Below are 22158 nucleotides of genomic sequence, written 5' to 3'. Positions count from 1 at the left end.
TGCGGTAGGCCATCCCGCCTGCCATCGACCCGGGCGAGCCGACCAGACCACCGCCCGACCCGCCAGCGTCCGTACGAGCCGTCAGGGTCGGCTTGATGGCATGAAGGAGCGGGGCCTCGCTCCTCGTGGGTCCCGGGCGGGATGCTCGGGGTGCTCACGTCTCACGACGAAGGAGGCCCCTCATGCAGGCAGAGTACGACGGCCGGCAGATCGTGGGTATTGATCTGCATCGCCGTCGGTCGGTGATCGTGCGGATGAGCGAGGCGGGCGAGAAGCTCGAGACGGTGCGGATCGACAATGACCCGGTCGCGCTCGGGTTGGAGATCGCCAAGGCCGGCCGGGATCCGGAGGTGGTCCTGGAGGCCACCTATGGCTGGTATTGGGCGGTGGATGTGCTGGCCGCGGCCGGTGCCCGGGTGCATCTGGCGCATCCGTTGGGTGTGAAGGGGTTCGCTTACCGGCGGGTGAAGAACGACGCCCGGGACGCCGCCGATCTGGCGGATCTGCTGCGCATGGGCAGGCTGCCGGAGGCGTATGTCGCCCCGCCGGCGGTGCGGGAGTTGCGGGAGCTGGTGCGGTATCGGGCCAAGCTGGTGGCCTGGCGCAGCGGGTTGAAGGCGTCGGTGCATGCGGTGTTGGCCAAGCAGGGCGTGCACATCGCGGTGTCGGATCTGTTCGGCGTTGGCGGGCGGGAACTGCTTGCCCGGGCGCCTTTGGATGGGGCGTATCGGGGTCGGGTGTCGTCGCTGTGCCGGCTGATCGACGCGGTTGATTTCGAGATCGACGCGGTTGCCGGGCCGATCCGGGCCCGACTCTGCGGGCATCGCGGTTACACGGCGGTCCAGGCCATCCCCGGTGTCGGGCCGGTCCTGGCGGCGGTGTTCGTCGCCGAGATCGGCGAGGTCGACCGGTTCCCCGGGCCGGCGCAGTTGGCCTCTTGGGCCGGCCTGACGCCCCGGCACCGCGAGTCCGACCTCGTCGTGCACCGAGGGCGGATCACCAAACAAGGCTCCACGCTGGTGCGGTGGGCCGCGGTCGAGGCCGCCCACGGCGTCCCGCACAGCGCCGGCTGGCTGACCGGCACCCGCGCCCGCATCGCCGAGCGACGCGGACGCAACATCGCCACCGTCGCGGTGGCCCGCAAACTGCTCACCCTCGTCTACTACGGCCTACGCGACGGGCACATCCGTGCCCTGAGCCAGGCCCGGGCGGCGGCGTGAGCAGGTTCGGACGTGACCGGACGCGTGGCCGTGCCACGTCTGGCCCCCGTCGCCGACGGCGAGGCCGCCCGCTTGATTGACCCCGTCCGGTCACGGTCGCACACCACCATGCCCCCGAACCAGCGCGGGGCGAATGGATGACCGGCAGCCGAACCTCGGCCTGCCCTCCCGACATCGCTCGGACCCTGGCGACGCGACCACACCCCACAACACCGACTTCCGGCATCACCACGATGGCGTCCACGGCGCCGGCGTCAAGGCCAAGCCCTACGGGTGGGCCTCCGGCCCAGCCCTGACCCCGACACCGCACACACGCCTGCCCGAAAACCATCCCGGAAGACGGGCAAAACAACGTCACCAGGTCAAAACCCCACCCTTGACCGGCCCCGCTCCTTCATGGATGACGTGGCGGGCCGGGCGGCGGCCCGCTCCCAGAAGGGCGGGTCGACGGCAGACAGTGAGGATGGCGGCAAGGTGGTCAGTGTTCTGGCAGAAGCAACAGAATTGGCGACAGCTTCGTGTAGGAGGTGAGCAGGGAGGTCGGTTGACATTTGAGGAATTCGTCGCCGCGCGGTTGCCGGCGCTGGTGCGGCACGCGACCGTGCTGTCCGGCGACCCACATGTGGCCGAAGATGTCGTGCAGGACGTACTCGTCAAGGCGCAGCCCAGGTGGACGCGGATCCGCACGCTCGACGTGCCTGAGTCCTACCTACGCAAGATGATCATTAATGAGCTGGTGTCGACCCGCCGGCGGGTGACCGCAAGGCTGCGGCGGGAACGCGTTCAACTTCCGGTTGAGGTTGAGGACCGCGCCGAGCAGGTCGTGCAGCGCGAAGCCCTCGTCCAACTGATCCGTGCTCTGCCGCCCCGGCAACGCATTGTGATCGCACTGCGCTATTTCGAAGATATGGCCGACGGCGACATTGCGGCGCTGATGGGCTGCAGCCTCGCCACGGTCCGCAGCCAGGCGTCGCGGGCACTCGCCCGGCTGCGACACGTCGCCACGCTTGAGCCGTCTCGGGAGGCACGATGATTGACAAGGAAGCGATCCGGGACGCGTTTGCGGCCATCGCCGACGAAGCGCCGTCGCCGGAGCGTATCCGGACGACCCTGGCCGCGCGAGCGCGGCAACACAGGCAACGCCGCATTGTGCTGCGGGTCGCCGGTATCGGGGTGGCCGCAGCGAGTGTCGGGGCCACCGGAGCGGAAGTGTGGCGACTGTTGCAGCAACCCGACGCCCACTTTCCCGCGATGGGCGGCGGTCCGGGAGGCGGCTGGCTCGATGTCCCGCTGCGTCACCGGCCGACGTGGCTGCCCCGCCAGTACGGGCAGGCCAACCGCAGTGTGCTCGTGGCGGACGACCAGGCGGCCGTCGTGTCGCTGGAATGGCGGCCCGGTGCCTCGGCGTCCGACGGTCTCACCCCGACCGTCGGACTCACGATCGGTTGGCATGACGTCCTTGAGCCCAACCGGCCGACGGGGCGGCGGACGGAGAACGTTGATGTGAACGGCGTCGCCGGCCAGCTCATTGAGACCGATGGCGAGCGGAGCAGTCCTTATGTCATCTGGAAACCACCCGGTCAGCCGCAGCTGATCGTGTCTGTAATGACCAACGATGACCTCGACGAGCAGCGGGCCATTGCCCTACGCGTCGCACGGTCGGTCCAGCCGGATCAACGGCACACATCGGTAGGCCCCCGCTTCGGCTGGCTGCCAGCCGACCTCGCCGCCGTGCCATGGATGTTTGTCCTGGGCCACGATGGTGCGAGCTGGGTGCAAAGCCTCTCGACCAAGGGCGCTAACGACCGTCGCCAACTTGACGTGTTGATAGGCCCCGACGTACACAGAGATCACATCAATCGGGACGTGGCTCAGCCGATCCAGGTGCGCGGGTTCCCCGGATGGCAGGTGCCCGACAACGGGCAGCTTTTCCTGACCCTGTCCGACGGGGTAGAGGTTTCTCTGCAACTGCTGGGCCCAGTCGAGGACGGTATGTCCGGTCCGAACCCGAATACCGCTCCCGAGCTAGTTCGTATCGTTGAGGAGTTCGACTTCGGGCCGTGGCCAGACATGACTTGGGTGGGCAGCAAGTAGGAACGGGCGGGAATCGGAGAATGCCTCTATCGCCCCGTTCCGGTTGCCTGGGAGTCAAGGTCGAGAGGTAGCGTGACCGGCGGGTGGCCGTCGCTCAATGGGCAGAGCACCGGCGCGACGACGGAGGTTGCGGGTTGAATCCGGCGACCACCCACTCCTACGACAGCCGTCGCGATGATCTGCCCCTGGCGTGCCCGATACAGCGGTCAACATCAGCCAACGGCGGTCTGTCGCACAACTCCGAGGCGTGGCCGAATGGCTTTGCTACCAGCCAGGACCATCCTCCGTGTCAGAGCGTCAGGCGGATGCGCCTTGCAGGCGAGGGGGCGACTGGGCCGTTTGGGGCACACACGGGGCACAAGACACCGTGAAACGTCGTCAACCAGCGAGCAACCTTGGCAGCCCGAGACGCCGTGTGAGCAGGTGTCGGACAGAATCGCCGCTGGTAGTGCGGCAGCGGCCGTTAGTTCCGCTTCAACGTCTGACCCCGGCCCATGCGGTGGCACGTCTTCGATGCCGACCACTCCGAACTGCGCCCCGCCGGCTTCTCCCCGCCGGGCCACCACGCGCCCAGCGTCACGCCGGTCCTGATACCGATCGGTCATGCCTGCTGCAGAGTCGGCTGGCTCGTGCTCTCGGCGTGCTGGTCGGCAGGGCGCCATCCGTTGATCTCGGGCGCGGCCCAGGTGGATGACGCCCCGCGCGGCTCACCAGGTCTTGCCGGCCTGCTCCCGGGTCGTGTGGTTGATCCGGTTGAAGAAGTTGGTCATCGCGATCTCCAGGATGATCGCGTTGAGCTGCTCCTCGGTGAAGTGGTCGGCGGCGGCGTCCCGGATCTCGTCGGTCACGCCCGCCGCGCCGTCCTGGATGCGGGTCGCGGCCTCGGTCAGCGCGAGCGCCGCCCGCTCCTCGTCGGTGAAGAAGGGCGTCTCGCGCCACGCGACCACGTTGTGCAGCCGCTCGTCCGTCTCGCCGGCCTTCTTCGCCCCGCGATACTGGCAAAAACGCACGGTGCGCAGCCGTTGATCTGGCTGGCACGCAGGTGGACCAGCGACAGCAGGCGCTGATCGACGCCCCCGGCGGCAATGGCCTTGTGGAGGTGCCGGATCGCGGTCATCAGGTCGGGGTTCATCGCGCTCTTCGTACATGGTTCCATCGGTCCTGCTCCTTCACCGGTTACCTGCGCCCGTTCGGGCCCGTCATCACCCGTGACGAAGCAGTTCCGAGGAAGGTAACAACATGTCCGACACCAGCCCGGCGGACTCGATGGCCGAGGCGTTCGAGTCCCAGCGCGACCGGCTGCGCGCGGTTGCCTACCGCATGCTCGGATCACACGCCGACGCCGAGGACGCGGTCCAGGAGGCATGGCTGCGGCTCTCCCGCCAGGACACGGCGACCATCGACAACCTTGCCGGCTGGCTGACGACAGTGGTCGGCCGGATCAGTCTCGACATCCTCCGCTCGCGCCAGACCCGCCCCGAGGCGTCCTACGACGACCGGCTGCCCGAGGTCGTGGTGGCGCTCGACGACGGCCCTGCTCCCGAGGACGACGCGGTGCTGGCCGACTCAGTCGGGCTCGCGCTCCTCGTCGTCCTCGAGTCGCTCCGGCCGAACGAACGGCTGGCGTTCGTGCTGCACGACCTGTTCGCGGTGCCGTTCGATGAGATCGGCAAGATCCTCGGCAAGTCCACCGGTGCCGCCAAGATGCTCGCCAGTCGCGCTCGCAGAAAGGTGCAGGCGACCGAGCGGCCGACACGCGTCGAACGGGAGCAGCGAGAGGTGGTCGAGTCCTTCCTGGCGGCGGCTCGCCACGGCGAATTCCAGGAGTTGCTACGGGTGCTCGACCCCGAGGTGAGACTGACCGTCGACACCCCCGCCGGCGTGGTCGTCACCCTCGGCGCCGCCAAGGTCGCCGCCGGCGCGCAGTTGGCCGCCAGCGCAGCCACACTGGGGCGAGCGGCGTCCGTCAACGGCCTCCCCGGAGTCGTTTCCTGGCGCGAGGACGGCACCCCCGGTCTCGATCCTCGCGTTCACCGTCGTCGACGGCCGGATCACCGACATCACGGCCCTGGTCGACCCGGCCAAGCTCGCGCTGGTGGACCTGCCGGAGCCGGTGTGACCGGACGTCGGGCTGGCCGACCAGTTGACCTGCTCGGGCGGTGTAGTGAGCCTTGGCCTGGGCGCGAAGAGTCGCAACGACGAGTTCGGTCACGGCCGCGCGGGCTGGCGCATCTTGAAAAGCGGCCGGGGAACGGACAAAGCACGGCAGGTTTGCGACCGTACGATGCGCCGGTGGTTCACCAGACGAAGCCCCATCCACCGCGCCCCGTGTTGGCCGCGCTGGCGGTCCTGATCGTGGGTTATGCCAGCGGCATTGCTCACGGACCTTGGGTGGACTCCGCCGACGTCATCGCCGGCCTGATCGTCGCAGCTATTGCGGCGGCGCTGATCTACGGCCTGTGGCGGGGTAATCCCTTCGCTCAGGGCCTCGTTGTCCTGGCGATGGCCGGCAACCTGGTATCCGGCTTCGTCGAGCATGCCACGGTGGGCTGGCTGCGGGCAGCCAGTATGGTGGCGGCCCTGGCCATTGCCGTATTGCTGCTGGTGCCCCGGTCGTCACGGCGGTGGTTTGCCGGCCCTGCTGCGGACTCCGCCCCAAACCCCCGTCCCTGCCGGCGACCAGCCGATTGACACCGAGGCGCTGTGGGAGGAGACGGACGCTGGCGGGCGCCGGTAGGCGGGAACGAGGCCGGCCCGGTCGCCGTGCGACGAGTGACCGCAACCGGCCTACGGCCGTTCGGGCCTGCTAGTCGGGTAGGTCGCCGTTGCCGCCCAGATTCGCGACCATGCGGCGCAGGACGTTGATCGTGGTTACGTAATCGGCTGTGGCAATGCCGTCATGCGTCTGCTCGTGCACCCGCAGGTTGCGCTCCTTGGCCCGGACGCGGCCGGCCTCGCCGGCCTCGGTCAGGGTCATGCTTCCCGCGTTCTCGGTCAGCCAGCCTCGGGCGATCAGATCGTCGAAGACGCCGTCGAAGTCGATTCCGAGATCGTCATACGGCGTCAATCGCTCGATCAGGGCTGCTCGGGTCCATTTGCCAGGGTCTCCGGCGACGTGGTTGAGCGTCCACCAGTGAGGCTGGGTGAGGTTCTCCACCGCCAGTGCCGCACGGAGGGCTCCGACCACTCGACGGTACGCCTCACCACTCCAGGCCCCGATCGGCTGAGCAGCCACGAGGTCCGGGGAGTATTCCTTGATCGTCACGTCCACCCGTTTCTCCCAAGATCATTGGACGGGATGACGGTAGAACTTCAAGTTCGCTTGAGGTCAATACAGGTGCCGCTGGTCACGACTGCTGCATATTTCTGGACGAACCCGAGCCGGATCTCGGCAGTTTCGGACCGCTGCTGGCCGCCCGCCCAGCCGGGCCGCGGTCCTCAGAGCCGAACGCGGCTGCGAATGTCCCTAGCCAGCGCCGACTGGGATTCGTCGTCGACCGCGAGCACGCCGTTCTCGGCCATGACGGCGTGAAACTGCTGCTGGTGATAGGGCACGCCGGGCGGTAGCGGCGCGAGGTGCCAGTGCAGGTGTGCGTTGCCCTGCTGGCTGCCCAGGCTCATGGAGTACATCCGCTCGGTCGGCAGGGTCGCGGCCAGCGCCCTGGCGACCGCGTGCACGACGGCCTGGAAACGCAGGAACTCGCGCTGCGGCATCCCCTGCACCCAGCTCTCGATGTGCTGCTTCGGGGCGACGAGACAGTAGCCGAGCAGCGTCGGGTTGCGGGCGAGGAAGGCGGTGGTGTCATCGTCCTCGTAGACGACGTGATGCCGGTAGTCGGGGTCACCGCTCACGAAGGCGCAGACGAAGCAGGGCCCCTGCCGGACGCGACGCTCGTACTGCTCGAAGTCGAACGCGGTCTTCGCCGGCTGACCGTCCATACCGGCAGCCTAGATCCGCACAGCGGCTTGGAGGTACGTGTCAAACTTCGCCGCATGGTGACGGAGGAGCGGTCCCGCGAGATGCACTCGGCGGTCGATCTGCTGACCAGCTGGGCGGCTGAGCGCGCGGACGTCCCCGGGGTGGTGGTCGTGGGCTCCTGGGCACGCGGGGCCGCGCGGATGGACTCCGACGTCGACATCGTGGTCCTCACGGACAACCCGGGCTACGCGGAGCCGGCCCTCTGGTCGGGTCTGCTCGGTGGGGAGGTCGTCCGGTTGGCCGAATGGGGGCCGCTCAGGGAAGTCCGGGTGCGATGCCCGTCCGGGTTTGAGGTCGAGCTGGGCGTCGTGCCGGTGAGCTGGGCGGACACCGACCCGGTTGACGCAGGCACCCGCCGGGTCATGCGGGACGGATACCGCGTCGTGCATGACCCGGCCGGTGTGCTGGCCGCGCTGTCGGCGGCGTGCGGGTGCCGCAACGCCTGACCCTGGGCCGGGTCCCGCAGCTCAGGGGGCACCGTGTGATCATGGGCGGGTGAATCTCACCCGGCTTGTCGCGCTCGATGATGCGTCGGTCCTGGCGGAGTTGCTCCGCCTCAACCGCGACTTCCTCGCACCATGGGAGCCGCTCCGGGGCGAGGACTACTTCACGGTGGACGGGCAACGCGCGGTCCTCCAGGCCGATCTCGCGCAGCACGCGCAGGGATCGAAGTTGCCGCACGTCATTCTGGACTCTGGCAACGTCGTAGGCCGCATCACGTTGAACGGCATCGTGCGGGGCCCGTTCCAGTCGTGCAGTCTGGGCTACTGGGTGAGCGCCAGCCACAACGGTCGTGGCATAGCGACCCAGGCGGTACGGGAGATGGTGCGGGTGGCCTTCGAGGAGCTGAGGCTGCACCGGGTGCAGGCGGAGACGCTTCTGCACAACGTCGGGTCGCAGCGCGTGCTGAAGCGCAACGGATTCCTGCCCATCGGTGTCGCCCCGGCATACCTCAACATCGCCGGCGAGTGGCAGGACATGGCCCTGTTCCAAGTGGTTAACAGCTCCTGGTCGGCCAGCTGAGCCCGGTCGGCCCGGTTCCGAACGGCGGGCCGGCCCCTACTCGTCCTCGATCACTGGTTCGGCCCACGCCGCGTGGTCGAACTCCCACGTCCAGGTCACACCATCCGACCTGCCGAGGGACAGGTCTACGGCGGCAGCGATCAGGTGGCGCCCGGCGGGCACGATGGCCACCTGCTGCCGGACCCGTTTCGCGTGGCGGATGCGATACCGCAGACCTTCGACGTCCACCACACCGCATTCGTCGCCCGGCTCGTCGACCGAGGACGACTCCACCGTCACCGACCAGCCTTCCTTGCCGGCCTTGTAGCACCAGACCTCGAAGGCGCGCTGCTTGCCGTCCTGCTCCGACACCCGGGCGATGATCTCGATCGGGTCCGTGCGGTTGTCCATCCTCGTCCCCTGCCGGCCGGTGGAGAACGCACCTTAACCGCCTTCGCCGTTGGTTGTCCCTCCGGTGGGGGAGGGCTCCGCCCCGCTGGAGGGAGTCGGTGGCCGGTCTCCGGTGCCTACGGTCGCAGTCGTGGAGGATTCTGCTCGCCCGCGCCGCTGGCCCGCGTACACCATGGCCATGCTGTTTCTCGCCTACGCCGCCGGGAAGGCGGCCTTCGCCGTCCAGGCCAGGCTTGGGTTCCCAGGTGGCCCGCCGGTGTCGGCCGCCGAGACCGAACAGTACGCCCGCGAACTCATGGCTCCGGCCACCGCACAGTGGCTCGCGGTCGCCTCCGGCGTGGCCGGTGCCTGCCTCGCCCTCGCCACCGTCACCGCGCTCGGGCGGCGGGTGCCGAGAACGCTGGCGCTGCTGGTGCTGGCCGCCATGTTCCTGGCCGTGGCCGGTGGCGCCGGAATCATGATCGTGGACGGCTTCGTCGGCATCGGTATCGGCTGGCGGTGGTACCACGGCGTGCTCGGGCTCGTGGTGATCGGGCTCCAGGTGGCGATGATCCGGTCCTACGCGACGGCGACGAGACGAAATGGCGACTGACCGGGCGCGGATCGGCGGGTACGCGGCGGCGGCCGGTGCGGCGGCGTACGGGTCGATGAAGCTGGCCCAGGCGCTGGGGGCGAACGCGCTGGCCGACCGGGATCCGCTCCCGCCGGAGCTGCGGGAGCGGCTGCTCGCCCGGGATCCGTTGTTCGTCGCGAGCCACTGGGTGCTGGCCGCAGCGGCGGTGGTCGGCGTACTCGTCGCGCTGGCCACGGTCCGCCCCTGGGGCGCGGCCGTACCGCGCCGGCTGTTGCTCGCCATCACCTGGGCGCTGGGCGGCTTCATGATCGCCCGAGCGGTCGGGGTGCTGGGATTCGGCTTCGTCGGCGACATGCTGGTGCTGACCGGGGTACGCCCGCCGCCGGTCGAGCACGCCGCGTTGGCGCGCACTCTGGCGCGCTGGGACCTGCTGCTGTGGTCGCCGTTCTTCCTGCTCTGGGGTACGTCGTGGACGATCGCGGCCTGGCGGCTGCGCGGACGATCGGTTACTCGTAGCCGGTGGCCATGACGAGGGCCTCGGCGAACTGCTTCCAGGTCGGTGGATCGGGGAAGTCTTCGCCGAGGTTCCGGTAGAGCTGGGGCAGGCCCCGGAGCGACCTCGACAGGGCGTCGAGGAAGGTCTCCAGGCTCGTGTTCTCCCACTCGCCGGGGTGCGCTTCGAGGTCGGCGAGCATCTCCTCGACGATGCGGGCGACGTCCGCGGGGGAGGCCACCGGATCGAGGGCGCTGGTCTCGGCGAACCGGCCGCTCTCGTATGGGTTCATGCCGGCCGGGTCAGCTCGACCTCGTCGGCCGCCAGCACCTCGACGTCGCCGTTCGGGTCGCGGATCTCCAGCACCGGTACGCCCTCGTCGAGTTGCATCGAGCGGCGCTCCTTCCCGCTGGGCATCCGCGCGATGACGGACCCACCGGGCGTCAACTCCACCTGCCGGCGTTCAGTCATCGCGCGGACGTAGCTGCCGTGCCCGCGCACGGTGTTGACCAGGCCCTCCGACCGCAGCAGCGCGATGGCACCTCGCACCGCCTCCCGGCCGATCCCATGCTCCTGGGTGAGCCGCGCCTCGCTGGGCAGCGCCGAGCCGGGTGCCAGCTCTCCGGACTCAATCTGCTCGCGCAGCAGGTCGGCGAGCTGCACATAGACGGGAGTGTGCGAGCGCGGATCGATGGTCATGGCAGAAAGCCTTATTCCCCCATGGGCAAGTCTGGTTGTGCCCCTGGGCCCCTGACCGTATAGTCGCAGTCACGGCCCGTATCCGAGGGGAAATGCTCGGATGAGCGGCTGCTGCTGACCAGCCCTGCTGCCGTACTGCTGAATGAAGCTGCGGTGGTGGGGCGGGGTGGTCGGCCCGCACGCGGCGGGCGGGTCGCCCACCCCTTCCACTCCTGGACCAGAGAGGCGGACGAGCATGCGTGCCTTCCTGCACAGGCTGCGCCGGAACGAGCGGCCGAGACCGGCGGCGACCTGTTACCGCTCCTCGACCTACGTCCCGCTCTCGCCGTGGCAGGTGCGCCAGCGGCGGTTCCGGCCGACCCGGGTCGGCCGGCGGGGGCTCGACCCGGACGAGGTGCGGGAGTTCCTCGACCGGGTGGCCGACGACCTCGCCGCCGCCTACCGGGCGCTGGGCGACAGCCGGCAGGAGGCGACCCGGATCAAGGACGCGCTCAAGCGCTGGCAGTCGGAGCAGGCGCAACGGGCCAACGGCGGGCGGTACCGCTGATGGTCGAGCGGGAACGCTTCGTCATCCACCTGCCGGTGGCCGCCGCGGACCTGACCGGCGCGGTACGCCTCGCCCGGGTGGTCGCCCGCTGGGCCGGTCTGCTCTCCGCGGCCGACCCGGGCGAGACCACCGTCTCCGCCGAGGACGACCAGGGCGTACGCCATCGGGTCTTCTGCGATCTGCGCCTGCCCGGCGGCCGGCGGTGCCTGCTCCGGGCCGATCACGATGGACCGTGCACCCGGCGGTTGACCCGGTGAGCGCCGTCAGCCGGCGCGCAGGGCGTCATCGACGCCGGTCTCGCGGCGGCCGAGGTGGACGGGGTCGCGGCCGGAGAGCACGTCCACCGCCGCCTTCACCGAGGCGCCGTACTCGCGAACGGAGCCGATCCGCCACTTGGCGTACTGCCGGACGGTGTCGTCGCCCACGCCGTTGGCCTCGATGCCGAGGTGCCGGCACAGCGCGACGGCGCGGGGCAGGTGGAAGGCCTGGGTCACCACCGTCATCCGGTCCACCCCGAAGATCCGCTTGGCCCGCGCGCACGAGTCGTACGTGTCGAAGCCGGCGAAGTCCGGCACCACCTTGTCCGTCGGCACGCCCCGGTCGACCAGCCAGCGCCGCATCGCCTCGGGCTCGTTGTAGTCCGCGTGCATGTTGTCGCCGGACACCAGGATCGCGCGGACTTTGCCGGCGGCGAACAGCCGTTGCGCCAGCTCCAGCCGGGCGGTGAGGAACGCCGACGGCGTGCCGTCCGCCTCCACCTTGGTGCCCAGGACCAGGGCGACCGGCGCCTCCGGCACCTCGGCCTCAGTGAAGATGTGGCCCTCGGCGCCACCGCGGAGCCACGCCACGCTCGCCACGCTGCCAGCGGCGGCCAGCACCCCGCCGACGGCGACCGCGAGCACCGCCCAACGCACCCGACGGACGTTCCACCACCGTTTGACGACCCCGAAGCGTCCCCGCATGTGGACGAGTATCCCAAGCAGGTCCGTCTGCTGGTGGACCCGTCGCGCCGCCACTAGCGTGAACCTTCTCGGCAGCAGGAGGAGGACGCGATGGGGGAGCGGCATCCGGTGCTCGCGCGGCTGGACGTGCTCGTCGGGCGGTGGACGGTGCAGCCGAAGGTCGAGGGCCTCGGCGCCGCGTGGACGGACGTCACCTGGGTCGAGGGCGGGCCGTACCTGCGGCTGTTCAGCGACGCGGAGCCCCTGCCGGACACTGCGCCGCAGGCGTGGCGGGACAACGTGCCGTTCCCCACCACCCAACTCGTCGGCCTCGACGACGCCGACGAGGAGTTCACCGTGCTGTACGCCGACGCCCGCGGCGTGCACCGGGTCTACCGAATGACGTTCGCCGACGGGGTGTGGCGGATGTGGCGCGACGCGCCCGGCTTCCACCAGCGGTTCACCGGGACGCTCAGCGCCGACGGCGACACCATCGACGCACGCTGGGAGCGGTCAGCGGACGGCACCGACTGGCTGCTCGACTTCGAGCTGACCTACCGCCGGACCGGCTGACCGGGCTCAGCCGGCCCGGGCGACGACGATCAGTTCGGCGTCGTCGCTCGCGCCGACCGGCTCGCCGGCCCAGCCGCCGTACACCCGCTCGACGGTGAAGCCGGCGTCGGCGAGGGACGCCCGCAGTTCCGCCTCGGTCCGGAAGCGCAGCGTGCCGGGGCTGCTCAGCTCGACGCCGTCCGGCCACCGGTAGTGGTGGACGTAGCTGACCAGGCCGTCGCGTACCCCGGTCAGCTCGGTCCGAGCGTCCACCACCGCGCGGTCGGGCAGGGTGAGCCGGCGGCGGGACGCGCTCGGGGTCCAGCGTTCCCACCGGCGGGCCGCCGGGTCGCGCGAGTCGAACGCCAGCACACCGCCGTCCACCAGGGCCCGCCGCAGGTCGGCGAGGGTGCCGGTCCACTCCGCGTCGCCCCGGATCTCCTGCGCCACGTGGCTGGTCATCAGGGCCACCCCGTACGCGGCGTCGGGCAGGTCGGCGGAGGTGCCCTCGATCCAGGTGATCCGGTCGGCGCCCGGCTTGGCGCGGGCCGCGGCCAGCGACGCCCGCTGCGGCTCGACCCCGGTGACGTCGTGGCCGGCGGCGGCCAGCGCCAGGGTCAGCCGCCCGGTCCCGCAGCCCAGGTCGAGCACGCGGGCCGCCGGCGCGCCGACGAGACCAAGGAAGAAGTCGTCGTCGCGCCCCCACCGGTTCTCCACGTCATAGAGCGCTGCCAGCCGCCGGTCCATGACCGATCAGGGTAGGCGTCAGGAGATGTGGTGGAGGATCACGTTGTGCACGTGGTGGCTCTTCTGCGCGCCCCGGAACTCGACCTCGTAGGTCTGCGCGCCGACGTGGATGGCGATCGCCCCGGTGGAGAAGAAGGAACCACCCCAGGACTCGTTGCTCACCACGCTGACGCTGGTGATCTTCGCGTACGGGATGCTGGTGATGGCGTACCGCTTGCCGATGAAGGACCGGTCCTGGATGATCACGCGGCGGTCGGTGAGGCCGATGAACCCGGTGCCGGAGCCGACCGCGTCGTACACGGCGATGATCTGTTCGCCGGCCAGGAGCCCGCTCTGGATCTGCTGGAACTGTTCCTTGCGGTCGTACGTCGGGGTGGTCATGCACCCGACGGTAGGTGGCGGGTGCCAGCCGGCTCAGGAGCCGGTCACCGCCCTGACGGCGTCCTCGATGCGGGCCGCCAGCAGCACCTCGCCCTCGGTCAGCGGCTCGTCGTCGCCGTGGCCCACCCGGATCTGCGTACGGTCGGCGCGGCGGCTGATCTCGGGGCGTAGTCGTAGCGCGTCCGCGACCACCTTGACCCGCTCGGTCAGCGCGGCGTGCTGGGTGTCGTCCAGGACGAGCGTCCGTCGGATCTGCTCACCCTCCCGGGTCCACCCGGACAGCAGGGCGAGCGCGTCGCTGAGGTAGTCGTGCTTTGCCCGGCTGCGGAAAAGCACGCGCATCACCGTACCTCCCAGGCGTCGTTGCCGGCTTGTGGCCAAATCGTCGCCATCCCGTGTCCCAGTCGACGCCCTCTAGTTTGTCGTTGCACGGATCGTGTGTCCACGCCCACACTTCCGTGTTCTGTTGGCCTGACGGTGCGGCTCAGGTACCCAAACCGCCGATTGATCTGGCACCCTGGACGCCCGTGCGGACCGAACGGGTTAGCGGGAACGGGCAGGGCGGGCGCGAGCCGAAGGTGGTCGTCGGGGCGGCGATCATCGCCGACGGTATGGTCCTGGCCTGCGAGCGCGCCGCGCCCGCCGAGGTGGCCGGCCGCTGGGAGTTCCCCGGCGGCAAGGTCGAGCCGGGGGAGGACGAGATCGCCGCGCTGGTCCGCGAGTGCGCCGAGGAGCTCGGCGTACGCGTGGAGATCGGCGCGCGGGTCGGCCGGGACGTCCGGATGGCCCACGGCCGTTCCGTCCTCCGGGTGTACGTGGCCCGCCTCCTCCATGATGACCAGCCGAAGGCCCTGGAGCACTCCGCGCTGCGCTGGCTCTCCGCCGCCGAACTCGACACGGTCGCCTGGCTCCCCGCCGACGCGCCGATCGTCGCCGCCCTGCGCCCTCTGCTCACCGCCTGACCCGCTCCCGCGCCACCCGGCCTGCGCCCGGGCGAGGTTGTTCTTCGCCGCGGTCGCCCGCGCGTCCGGCACCCGCTCGTCGATCAGGAAGTCGTTGTCGCGACACGTGCTCGCGGACTACCACTTCATGCAACGCGGCGACGGGCCGGCGGCCGGCCGGGAAGCGGACAGCGGGGCGGAAACGGGACGGGGGCCGGCGGCATGTGCCGCGGCCCCCGTCGTCGTTGTCGTGCTGCTCAGTGCTTCGGCTGGTCCTGCTGCGGGTGAGCGAAGTTGAGGTGCTCCGGCGGCAGCGGGAAGGTGACGTCGTCACCGAACGGCGACGGCGCGGCGGCCTTGTCGAAGGTCAGTTCGGTCAGCGGCAGCTTGCCGTTGGCGTCGAGCGGAGGGGCGGTCGGGTGCGGCACCTGGCGGTGCCAGTTGACGCCCTTCTGCGCCTGCGCCTCGGATCGCGCGTCGTGCGACCCGCCGGCGTGCGAGTGCACCCCGCTCTGGGCGGAGCCCGCGCCGCTGTGGTGCTCGCTGGTCACGCTGGTCTGAGGCACCTGACCCCTCCGGAAGATCTTGCTACCAAGCCACACGAGGGGATCGTACCTGCGGTCGACGACCCGCTCCTTCATGGGGATGATCCCGTTGTCGGTGATCTTGATGTGCTCGGGGCAGACCTCGGTGCAGCACTTGGTGATGTTGCAGAAGCCGAGTCCCATCTCGGACTGCGCGTACTCCTTGCGGTCGGTCTTCGCGTCGAGTGGGTGCATGTCCAGCTCGGCGGCCCGGATGAAGAACCGGGGACCGGAGAAGGCCGGCTTGTTCTCCTCGTGGTCACGGATCACGTGGCAGACGTTCTGGCACAGGTAGCACTCGATGCACTTGCGGAACTCCTGCGAGCGCTCGACGTCGACCTGCTGCATCCGGTACTCGCCGGGAGCCACGTCGGCCGGCGGCGCGAATGCCGGGGTCTCGCGGGCCTTCTCGTAGTTGAACGAGACGTCGGTGACCAGGTCCCGGATGACCGGGAACGTCCGCAGCGGCGTGACCGTCACGGTCTCGTCGTCCTCGAACGTCGACATCCGGGTCATGCAGCTCAGCCGCGGCTTGCCGTTGATCTCCATCGAGCAGGAGCCGCACTTGCCGGCCTTGCAGTTCCACCGGCACGCCAGGTCCGGCGCGTCGGTGGCCTGCAGCCGGTGGATGACGTCGAGGACGACCTCGCCCTCGTTGACCTCGACGGCGTAGTCCTGGAGGTCGCCGCCGCTTTCGTCGCCCCGCCAGATGCGGAACTGTCGCTTGGTGCCCATTACTTGCCCGCCTCCTCGGTGAGGGCGTCGAACTCGGCGAGTTCCTCGTCGGTCAGGTATTTGGCCAGCTCCGCCCGGTCGAACAGGCTGATCAGCTCCGGGCGCATCTTCGGCAGCGGCTTGCGCTCCAGCCGGACCGCGTCGCCGTCCAGCGAGCAGACCAGGTTCACCCGCCGCCATTTCGCGTCCATCTGCGGGAAGTCCTCCCGGGTGTGCCCGCCGCGCGACTCCTGCCGCTCCAGCGCGGCCTTCGCGGTGCACTCCGAGACCACCAGCATGTTGCGCAGGTCCAGCGCCAGGTGCCAGCCCGGGTTGTAGCGGCGGCCGCCGGCCGCGCTCACCTTGGCCACCCGCTCGCGCAGCTGCGCCAGCTTGCCCAGCGCGTCGGCCAGCTCGCCTTCCCGCCGGATGATGCCGACCAGCTCGCCCATCACCGCCTGGAGGTCCTGCTGGAGGACGTACGGGCTCTCCCCGGTGTCCCGCTGCAGCGGCGCCAGCGCCGTCTCCACCGCGGCCTCCACCGCCGCCACCGAGATCTTCGGGCGCGTGGGGAGCTGGTCGGTGTACGAGGCGGCGTGACCGCCTGCCCGCTTGCCGAAGACCAGCAGGTCGGACAGCGAGTTGCCGCCGAGCCGGTTGGAGCCGTGCATGCCGCCGGACACCTCACCGGCGGCGAAGAGCCCGCGTACGCTGCCCGCCGCCGCACCGGAGTCCGGGTCCACCTCGACGCCGCCCATCACGTAATGGCAGGTCGGGCCGACCTCCATCGGCTCCTTGGTGATGTCGACGTCGGCCAGCTCCTTGAACTGGTGGTGCATCGACGGCAGGCGGCGGCGGATCTCCTCGGCCGGCAGCCGGGAGGCGATGTCCAGATAGACACCGCCGGCCGGGGTGCCCCGACCGGCCTTGACCTCGCTGTTGATGGCCCGGGCCACCTCGTCCCGGGGGAGCAGCTCGGGCGGACGCCGGTTGTTGTCCGGGTCCTTGTACCAGCGGTCCGCCTCCGCCTCGTTGTCCGCGTACTGCTTGCGGAACACGTCCGGCACGTAGTCGAACATGAACCGCTTGCCCTCGGAGTTCTTCAGCACCCCACCGTCGCCGCGGACCGACTCGGTGACCAGGATGCCCTTCACCGAGGGCGGCCAGACCATGCCGGTCGGGTGGAACTGGAGGAACTCCATGTTGATCAGGGTCGCCCCGGCGCGCAGTGCCAGCGCGTGACCGTCCCCGGTGTACTCCCAGGAGTTCGAGGTGACCTTGTAGGAGCGGCCCACGCCGCCGGTGGCCAGCACCACGGCCGGCGCCTCGAAGAGGATGAACTCGCCGGACTCGCGGTAGTAGCCGAAGGCGCCCGCGACCCGGTCGCCGTCGAGCAGCAGTTCGGTGATGGTGGTCTCGGCGAAGACCCTGATCCGGGCCTCGTAGTCGCCGAGCTCCCGCTTGTCCTCCTGCTGCAGGGAGACGATCTTCTGCTGGAGGGTCCGGATCAGCTCCAGGCCGGTCCGGTCGCCGACGTGCGCCAGCCGGGGGTACTCGTGCCCGCCGAAGTTGCGCTGGGAGATCTTCCCGTCCTTCGTCCGGTCGAAGAGCGCCCCGTACGTCTCCAGCTCCCAGATCCGCTGCGGCGACTCCTTGGCGTGCAGCTCGGCCATCCGGAAGTTGTTGAGGAACTTGCCGCCGCGCATGGTGTCGCGGAAGTGCACCTGCCAGTTGTCCCGGGGGTTCACGTTCCCCATCGCGGCCGCGGCGCCGCCCTCGGCCATCACCGTGTGCGCCTTGCCGAAGAGCGACTTCGAGATGATCGCGGTCTTCTTGCCGGCGAGCCGGGCCTCGATCGCCGCGCGCAGGCCGGCGCCACCGGCTCCGATCACGACGACGTCGTAGTGGTGTCGTTCGATTCGCGTTTCAGTCATGTGAGGGCCTTCAGTTGATGAACCGCAGGTCGGGGAACCACTCGGCGGCGACCGCCATGATGTAGAAGTCGGTCAGCGCCAGGGTGCCGAGGGTGATCCAGGCGAGCTGCATGTGCCGGACGTTCAGCCAGGAGACCAGGGTCCAGGCCCGGTAGCGCAGCGGGTGCTTCGAGAAGTGCTTGAGCCGCCCGCCGATGATGTGCCGGCAGGAGTGGCAGGAGATGGTGTACGCCCAGAGCATCACCACGTTGCCGATCAGGATGAGGTTGCCGAGCCCGAAGCCGAAGCCCTTCGGCGAGTGGAAGGCGTAGATGGCGTCGTACGTGTTGATCAGCGAGATGATCGCGGCGGCGTAGAAGAAGTAGCGGTGCAGGTTCTGCCCGAGCAGCGGGAACCGGGTCTCCCCGCTGTACGCCTGGTGCCCGTCCGGGACCGCGCAGGCCGGCGGCGTGAGCCAGAACGACCGGTAGTAGGCCTTGCGGTAGTAGTAGCAGGTCAGCCGGAACAGCAGCAGGAACGGCAGGGTCAGCGCCGCGTCCGGGATGATCCACCAGTCCGGCAGGAAGGTGCCCATGTGGGCGGAGCCCGCGCCGCACCGTTCCGTCAGGCAGGGGGAGTAGAACGGCGTCAGGTAGTGGAAGTCGTCGACCCAGAACCACTTGTGCATGAAGACCCGGACCGTCGCGTAGATGACCCAGGCGCTGAGCCCGACGACGGTGATCAGTGGCGCAAACCACCAGCGGTCGGTCCGCAACGTCTTCGCCGCGATCGCGGCGCGTGCCCGCGCCCCCCGCGGCCTCGTTGCCGTTGATGTCATTCGAGTCGTCTCCCTGACGGCGCCCTCGCGGGGGCGGCGGATCACCTTCCATACCGGTCAGCGGACCGGGTGAGACCGCATCCACTGCCACGTCTTGCGCACGCATGCGACCGCGCCGACGAACCGGCGCAGCTAAGTGACACACGTTACGCCGATCTTCGCGGCCCGGCCGCGCAACGCAGTGTCCCGTGTGTCCCGCACGATGGAAAGACCCGAACCATGATCAATATTTGTTCGGGCGCCGCGGACCGGGCCGGCGGCTCCCTCCGTCCACCGTCACCGACCATCCGCGACCGAACCGTCCGGCGGTCAGCCGGACGCGCCGCCGGTGAAGTGCCACGACGCCAGCCGCAGCGGCGGTGCCTCCCACCAGACGCCGTCGGTCCGGTCGGGCTGGCGGACCGCCAGCCGCCCCAGGCCGAGCACTCGGCCCGGTCCGAGGGCTCGGGGGTACGACTCGGTGAAGCGGAAGTCGCGGACCGCCCGGGTGGGCACCCCGTCCTCGACCAGCCAGACCCCGTTCCGGGTCAACCCGGTGATGACCAGCTGTTTCGGGTCGAGCACGCGGGTGTACCAGAAGTCGCTGACCAGCAACCCGCGTTGCACCCCGGCGACCAGCGCCGCCGTGTCCGGGTCGGCCACCGCCCCGCCGGCCGGTTCGCCGACGGGGGCCGGGCTGTCGCCACCGACCGTGCGGGCGGCGGCGGGAAGCAGGCGGAGGTTGCGCGGGATCGGGCCGAAGGTGGACGCGCCGGGCATACCGTGCCCGGTGGACGCCACCCCCGATTCGGCGCCGCTGCGCCGGTCGTGCGTCACCGCCCTGGTGGTGCCGGCGTCGACCAGGGTCAGTGCGTGTCGCGGGGTGCCCTCCAGGTCGTACGGCAGGGCCGAGCCGTGCAGCGGGTCGTCCACCAGCGTCACGGCCGGGTCGAACTGAGGGCTGCCCAGTTCGGCGAAGGACTGCCGCTCGGCGTACCGCTTGCCGTTGAAGCCGAACCACGAGAGGTTCTGGAGCAGGTCGGCGACGGCGGCCGGTTCGAGCACCACCTCGTACCGCCCCGGGGGCAGCTCGACCGGATCGGCGGCGGCCCGCGCCTTCGCGGCCGCCCGGGCGCCGAGCGCGGCACCGTCGAGGTCGGCGAGCCGGTCGGCGCAGCGCCGGGCCACCCCGTCCGCCCCGCCGGTACGCGCGATGCCGTCCATCGCCGCCTCCGCCGTGCGACCCGACGCGGAGTGGCCGGCCGAGTTGGCGAACGCCCCCGCCCGGTACGCCGTCCGGCAGTAGCCGGCTGCCTCCAGCCCGCCGACCGCGTCCACGAAGTGGCGCACCCGGGCGGCCCGCTCGTCGGGCTCCGCGAACGCGGTGGCCTCGTCGAAGACCGCGCCGGTCGGGACCGGCGACGGCGGGGCCAGCCCCGGCCAGGCCGGGTCGGGCGGGCAGAGCCGGGCCGCCGCCAGGGTCCGCTCGACCAGCGCGGTCAGCCCGTCGGGGTCGACCAGGCTGCCGCTGCCGGCGGCCGTCCGTCCGTCGACGTGCAGCCGCAGCCGCACCGCCGTGCCCGACTCGGCGACGTTCTGGTGGATGAACGAGTTCGCGAACCGGGTCAACGCCAGGTCGGCGCGGGTCACCGTGACCTCGGCCTGCGCGTCCGGCCCGGCGAGCCGGCGGGCCAGCTCGATGACCTGACCGGCGATGTCCAGCTCGCTCATGCCCGTACCCCCACCCGGACGTTGCGGAAGCGGGCCGGTGCGGCCGGGTGGCCGGTGTGCCCGACCTGGCCGGGCTGGCCCTTGCCACAGTTCGGCGTGCCCCACGGGACGATCTCCGAGGAGAGCATGTCCATCGAGCGCCAGAAGACCGGCCCGATCCCGGTGTAGGTGGGATTGCGCAGCATCCGGCCCCGCCGGCCCTTCTTCACCTCCCAACCGACCTCGCAGCCGAACTGGAAGTTCAGCCGTTTGTCGTCGATCGACCAGGAGCGGTTGAGGTCCATCAGCACCCCGTCGTCGGTGGCCTCGATGATCTCGTCGAGGGTGTGCGGGCCCGGTTCCAGGCCCACGTTGGTCATCCGCACCATCGGCAGTCGCGCCCAGCCGTCCGCGCGTACGCTGCCGCCGTAGCGCAGACCGGCGACGGCGGCCGAGTCGCGGCCGGCGAGCACGCCCACCCAACGCCCCGCGCGGACCGCGTCCCGCTTGACCGCCGGGGAACCCTCGTCGTCGAAGCCGAAGCTGCCCAGCGCGCCGGGGATGGTCGGGTCGATGGTGATGTTCATCAGCTCGGAGCCGTAGCGCAGCGCGCCGAGCCGGGTCAGGTCCAGCCAGGACGTCCCGGCGAAGGCGGCCTCCCAGCCGAGGATGCGGTCCAGCTCGATGGCGTGGCCCACCGACTCGTGGATCTGCAGGGCGAGCTGCTCGCCGCCGAGGATCAGGTCGGTCTCGCCGGCCGGGCACTCGGGGGCGGTGTGCAGCTCCCGGGACTCCTCGGCGATCCGGGCGGCGTGCCCGGGCAGGTCGAGCGAGGTGACCAGCTCCCAGCCGGTGGTGCCGTACTGCCCCCGGTAGCTCGGGTAGGACCGCCGCTGGGTCTCGCCGTCGCCGATCGAGGTCGCCGAGATGCCGCCGCCGCACTCGCGGATGCGCTGGTCGATCCGGTGCCCCTCGCTGGAGACGAACCACTTGGCGGTGTCCCAGATCTGGTAGAGCCCCTCGGCCAGGTCGGCGCCGTGCGCGCGCATCGTCTCCGTGGCGCGGACGAGCAGGTCGCCCTTGTCGGAGAGCGGGACGCCGAGCGGGTCCACCTCGCACCCGGAGGCCCAGCTCGCGACGGTGGCCTCGACGGGGACCAGGTCGATCGGCGGGCCGGGAACCCGCGCGCTCGCGGTGGCGATCGCCGCGGCGCGCCGCCCGGCGTCGCTGGCTGCGGCATCCGACAGATCGGGTACGGCGTGGAAGCCCCAGCTCGACCCGACCAGCGCCCGGACGCCCAGCCCGATGCCCTCGTCCTGGGTCAGCTCCTCGATGGCGCCGTTGCGGGCCGACATCGACTCGTAGCGCCGGTGCATCACGCGGGCGTCCGCGTACCGGGCTCCCGCGTCGAGGGCGGCCTGGACGGCGGCGCTCGCCGCGTCGAACTCGGTCATGCCGGCACTCCGCTGCGCTCAGTGCCGTCATGAGGCACCACCGGACCGCGTTGATGATTCGCTCGCTGGCGCTCGCTCATGCGCCCGACCCTAGGCGAGCGCACCCACGTCCGTCAGCCAAGCAGGCGCCACGGGCTCGCGATGGGCCCGGCGTGCCGGCCAGCGGCGGACGTGAATCTCCTGCTAGGGGGCTGGTCAAGCCCGAAACCCACTCGTTACGCTCAGGCCGCTGACAGCCCACGTTTTGTAGCTTATTTTCGCCTCCAGAACTTTGCTGTAAGTTCTCTTCGTCACTGAGGGGGAGGCGGTCGTGGCCAGGTCGGAGTCGGCGCTGTCCGGGGAACCGGACCGCCCAGCGGTGCCGGAGCAGCGCTCCGGCGAGGGT

Annotated in this window: 26 protein-coding genes and 1 pseudogene; 12 read left to right on the top strand and 15 right to left on the bottom strand. The window is 70.5% G+C overall.

Annotated features, from left to right (window positions below; genetic code table 11):
* The first annotated feature begins 182 nt into the window (after positions 1 to 182).
* The 3 genes from ACY34I_RS22715 to ACY34I_RS22705 all read left to right on the top strand — a co-directional run bounded on the left by ACY34I_RS22715 (position 183) and on the right by ACY34I_RS22705 (position 3314).
* On the top strand, positions 183 to 1220 hold the full coding sequence (locus ACY34I_RS22715) for an IS110 family RNA-guided transposase (protein WP_462757090.1): 1038 nt from the start codon (positions 183 to 185) through the stop codon (positions 1218 to 1220).
* A 544-nt stretch (positions 1221 to 1764) separates the two neighbouring features.
* Entirely contained in the window at positions 1765 to 2253 is a 489-nt protein-coding gene (locus ACY34I_RS22710; protein ID WP_148804718.1) for a SigE family RNA polymerase sigma factor, read from the top strand.
* Positions 2250 to 3314 (top strand): hypothetical protein, encoded by a 1065-nt coding sequence (locus ACY34I_RS22705; RefSeq protein ID WP_462757089.1) that lies wholly within the window; start codon positions 2250 to 2252, stop codon positions 3312 to 3314. Before ACY34I_RS22710 ends, ACY34I_RS22705 begins: the two co-directional genes overlap by 4 nt.
* 707 nt (positions 3315 to 4021) lie before the next feature.
* Here the strand turns inward: ACY34I_RS22705 and ACY34I_RS22700 are convergent.
* A pseudogene (locus ACY34I_RS22700) lies at positions 4022 to 4470 on the bottom strand (carboxymuconolactone decarboxylase family protein).
* 83 nt (positions 4471 to 4553) lie between these two features.
* On the opposite strand from ACY34I_RS22700, the gene ACY34I_RS22695 reads away from it, so the two are divergent.
* Complete coding sequence (locus ACY34I_RS22695; protein ID WP_462757088.1) at positions 4554 to 6005, top strand: sigma-70 family RNA polymerase sigma factor; 1452 nt, start codon at positions 4554 to 4556, stop codon at positions 6003 to 6005.
* Positions 6006 to 6120: 115 nt separating this feature from the next.
* Here the strand turns inward: ACY34I_RS22695 and ACY34I_RS22690 are convergent, their stop codons facing one another.
* Both ACY34I_RS22690 and ACY34I_RS22685 read right to left on the bottom strand, forming a co-directional pair.
* Positions 6121 to 6585: a hypothetical protein gene (locus tag ACY34I_RS22690; RefSeq protein ID WP_462757087.1), complete on the bottom strand. Its 465-nt coding sequence runs from the start codon at positions 6583 to 6585 to the stop codon at positions 6121 to 6123.
* A 167-nt stretch (positions 6586 to 6752) separates the two neighbouring features.
* The gene (locus ACY34I_RS22685) at positions 6753 to 7253 is read right to left on the bottom strand and encodes an HIT family protein (RefSeq protein ID WP_462757086.1); all 501 of its coding nucleotides are present in this window, start codon (positions 7251 to 7253) and stop codon (positions 6753 to 6755) included.
* A 54-nt stretch (positions 7254 to 7307) separates the two neighbouring features.
* Between ACY34I_RS22685 and ACY34I_RS22680 the strand changes: the two genes are divergently transcribed.
* Together ACY34I_RS22680 and ACY34I_RS22675 are read left to right on the top strand one after the other, a co-directional pair.
* Entirely contained in the window at positions 7308 to 7739 is a 432-nt protein-coding gene (locus tag ACY34I_RS22680) for a nucleotidyltransferase domain-containing protein (RefSeq protein ID WP_462757085.1), read from the top strand.
* Between the two features lie 49 nt (positions 7740 to 7788).
* Positions 7789 to 8316, top strand: a complete 528-nt coding sequence (locus ACY34I_RS22675) for a GNAT family N-acetyltransferase (protein ID WP_462757084.1) — start codon at positions 7789 to 7791, stop codon at positions 8314 to 8316.
* A gap of 36 nt (positions 8317 to 8352) precedes the next feature.
* Here the strand turns inward: ACY34I_RS22675 and ACY34I_RS22670 are convergent, their stop codons facing one another.
* Positions 8353 to 8706, bottom strand: a complete 354-nt coding sequence (locus ACY34I_RS22670) for a hypothetical protein (protein WP_462757083.1) — start codon at positions 8704 to 8706, stop codon at positions 8353 to 8355.
* Between the two features lie 130 nt (positions 8707 to 8836).
* Between ACY34I_RS22670 and ACY34I_RS22665 the strand changes: the two genes are divergently transcribed.
* Positions 8837 to 9298 carry a hypothetical protein gene (locus tag ACY34I_RS22665; protein ID WP_462757082.1) on the top strand — a complete coding sequence of 154 codons (462 nt, stop codon included), beginning with the start codon at positions 8837 to 8839 and terminating at the stop codon, positions 9296 to 9298.
* Positions 9288 to 9809, top strand: a complete 522-nt coding sequence (locus tag ACY34I_RS22660; RefSeq protein WP_462757081.1) for a DUF3995 domain-containing protein — start codon at positions 9288 to 9290, stop codon at positions 9807 to 9809. Before ACY34I_RS22665 ends, ACY34I_RS22660 begins: the two co-directional genes overlap by 11 nt.
* Here the strand turns inward: ACY34I_RS22660 and ACY34I_RS22655 are convergent.
* Positions 9787 to 10065, bottom strand: coding sequence for a DUF7660 family protein (locus tag ACY34I_RS22655; protein WP_462757080.1), 279 nt, complete (start codon positions 10063 to 10065; stop codon positions 9787 to 9789). The two genes, ACY34I_RS22660 and ACY34I_RS22655, sit on opposite strands and share 23 nt — an antisense overlap.
* On the bottom strand, positions 10062 to 10472 hold the full coding sequence (locus tag ACY34I_RS22650; RefSeq protein ID WP_148793674.1) for a GntR family transcriptional regulator: 411 nt from the start codon (positions 10470 to 10472) through the stop codon (positions 10062 to 10064). The genes ACY34I_RS22655 and ACY34I_RS22650 overlap by 4 nt, the downstream gene beginning before the upstream one ends.
* A 235-nt stretch (positions 10473 to 10707) precedes the next feature.
* Between ACY34I_RS22650 and ACY34I_RS22645 the strand changes: the two genes are divergently transcribed.
* Complete coding sequence (locus ACY34I_RS22645; RefSeq protein WP_462757079.1) at positions 10708 to 11019, top strand: DivIVA domain-containing protein; 312 nt, start codon at positions 10708 to 10710, stop codon at positions 11017 to 11019.
* Positions 11019 to 11276, top strand: coding sequence for a hypothetical protein (locus ACY34I_RS22640; protein WP_462757078.1), 258 nt, complete (start codon positions 11019 to 11021; stop codon positions 11274 to 11276). Before ACY34I_RS22645 ends, ACY34I_RS22640 begins: the two co-directional genes overlap by 1 nt.
* Before the next feature lie 6 nt (positions 11277 to 11282).
* On the opposite strand, the gene ACY34I_RS22635 is transcribed toward ACY34I_RS22640, so the two are convergent.
* Positions 11283 to 11981 (bottom strand): SanA/YdcF family protein, encoded by a 699-nt coding sequence (locus ACY34I_RS22635; protein ID WP_462757077.1) that lies wholly within the window; start codon positions 11979 to 11981, stop codon positions 11283 to 11285.
* Positions 11982 to 12071: 90 nt separating this feature from the next.
* Here ACY34I_RS22635 and ACY34I_RS22630 point away from each other — a divergent pair, with 90 nt between their 5' ends.
* Positions 12072 to 12533 (top strand): hypothetical protein, encoded by a 462-nt coding sequence (locus tag ACY34I_RS22630; RefSeq protein WP_462757076.1) that lies wholly within the window; start codon positions 12072 to 12074, stop codon positions 12531 to 12533.
* Between the two features lie 6 nt (positions 12534 to 12539).
* Here the strand turns inward: ACY34I_RS22630 and ACY34I_RS22625 are convergent, their stop codons facing one another.
* Genes ACY34I_RS22625 through ACY34I_RS22615 form a run of 3 tightly spaced genes read right to left on the bottom strand, consistent with a single transcriptional unit; the run spans position 12540 to position 13982 of the window.
* Positions 12540 to 13259 carry a class I SAM-dependent methyltransferase gene (locus tag ACY34I_RS22625; RefSeq protein WP_462757075.1) on the bottom strand — a complete coding sequence of 240 codons (720 nt, stop codon included), beginning with the start codon at positions 13257 to 13259 and terminating at the stop codon, positions 12540 to 12542.
* 18 nt (positions 13260 to 13277) lie between these two features.
* Positions 13278 to 13640, bottom strand: coding sequence for a PH domain-containing protein (locus ACY34I_RS22620; RefSeq protein ID WP_462757074.1), 363 nt, complete (start codon positions 13638 to 13640; stop codon positions 13278 to 13280).
* 33 nt (positions 13641 to 13673) lie between these two features.
* Entirely contained in the window at positions 13674 to 13982 is a 309-nt protein-coding gene (locus ACY34I_RS22615; RefSeq protein ID WP_148804666.1) for a 4a-hydroxytetrahydrobiopterin dehydratase, read from the bottom strand.
* A 185-nt stretch (positions 13983 to 14167) separates the two neighbouring features.
* On the opposite strand from ACY34I_RS22615, the gene ACY34I_RS22610 reads away from it, so the two are divergent.
* Positions 14168 to 14602: a (deoxy)nucleoside triphosphate pyrophosphohydrolase gene (locus tag ACY34I_RS22610; protein ID WP_462757073.1), complete on the top strand. Its 435-nt coding sequence runs from the start codon at positions 14168 to 14170 to the stop codon at positions 14600 to 14602.
* 236 nt (positions 14603 to 14838) lie between these two features.
* On the opposite strand, the gene ACY34I_RS22605 is transcribed toward ACY34I_RS22610, so the two are convergent.
* The 5 genes from ACY34I_RS22605 to ACY34I_RS22585 form a co-directional block, all read right to left on the bottom strand.
* Positions 14839 to 15900 carry a succinate dehydrogenase/fumarate reductase iron-sulfur subunit gene (locus ACY34I_RS22605; protein WP_148804665.1) on the bottom strand — a complete coding sequence of 354 codons (1062 nt, stop codon included), beginning with the start codon at positions 15898 to 15900 and terminating at the stop codon, positions 14839 to 14841.
* The gene (locus tag ACY34I_RS22600; protein WP_462757072.1) at positions 15900 to 17813 is read right to left on the bottom strand and encodes a fumarate reductase/succinate dehydrogenase flavoprotein subunit; all 1914 of its coding nucleotides are present in this window, start codon (positions 17811 to 17813) and stop codon (positions 15900 to 15902) included. The genes ACY34I_RS22605 and ACY34I_RS22600 overlap by 1 nt, the downstream gene beginning before the upstream one ends.
* Positions 17814 to 17823: 10 nt before the next feature.
* On the bottom strand, positions 17824 to 18630 hold the full coding sequence (locus ACY34I_RS22595; RefSeq protein ID WP_462757071.1) for a hypothetical protein: 807 nt from the start codon (positions 18628 to 18630) through the stop codon (positions 17824 to 17826).
* A 309-nt stretch (positions 18631 to 18939) separates the two neighbouring features.
* Positions 18940 to 20340: a TldD/PmbA family protein gene (locus ACY34I_RS22590; protein ID WP_462757070.1), complete on the bottom strand. Its 1401-nt coding sequence runs from the start codon at positions 20338 to 20340 to the stop codon at positions 18940 to 18942.
* On the bottom strand, positions 20337 to 21773 hold the full coding sequence (locus ACY34I_RS22585; RefSeq protein ID WP_462757069.1) for a TldD/PmbA family protein: 1437 nt from the start codon (positions 21771 to 21773) through the stop codon (positions 20337 to 20339). Before ACY34I_RS22585 ends, ACY34I_RS22590 begins: the two co-directional genes overlap by 4 nt.
* Positions 21774 to 22158 lie beyond the last annotated feature (385 nt).

Source organism: Micromonospora sp. RTBAU3-60 (assembly GCF_054963695.1).
The sequence above is the reverse complement of the archived record's forward strand: the minus strand, read 5'-3'. Positions and strand labels throughout refer to the sequence as shown.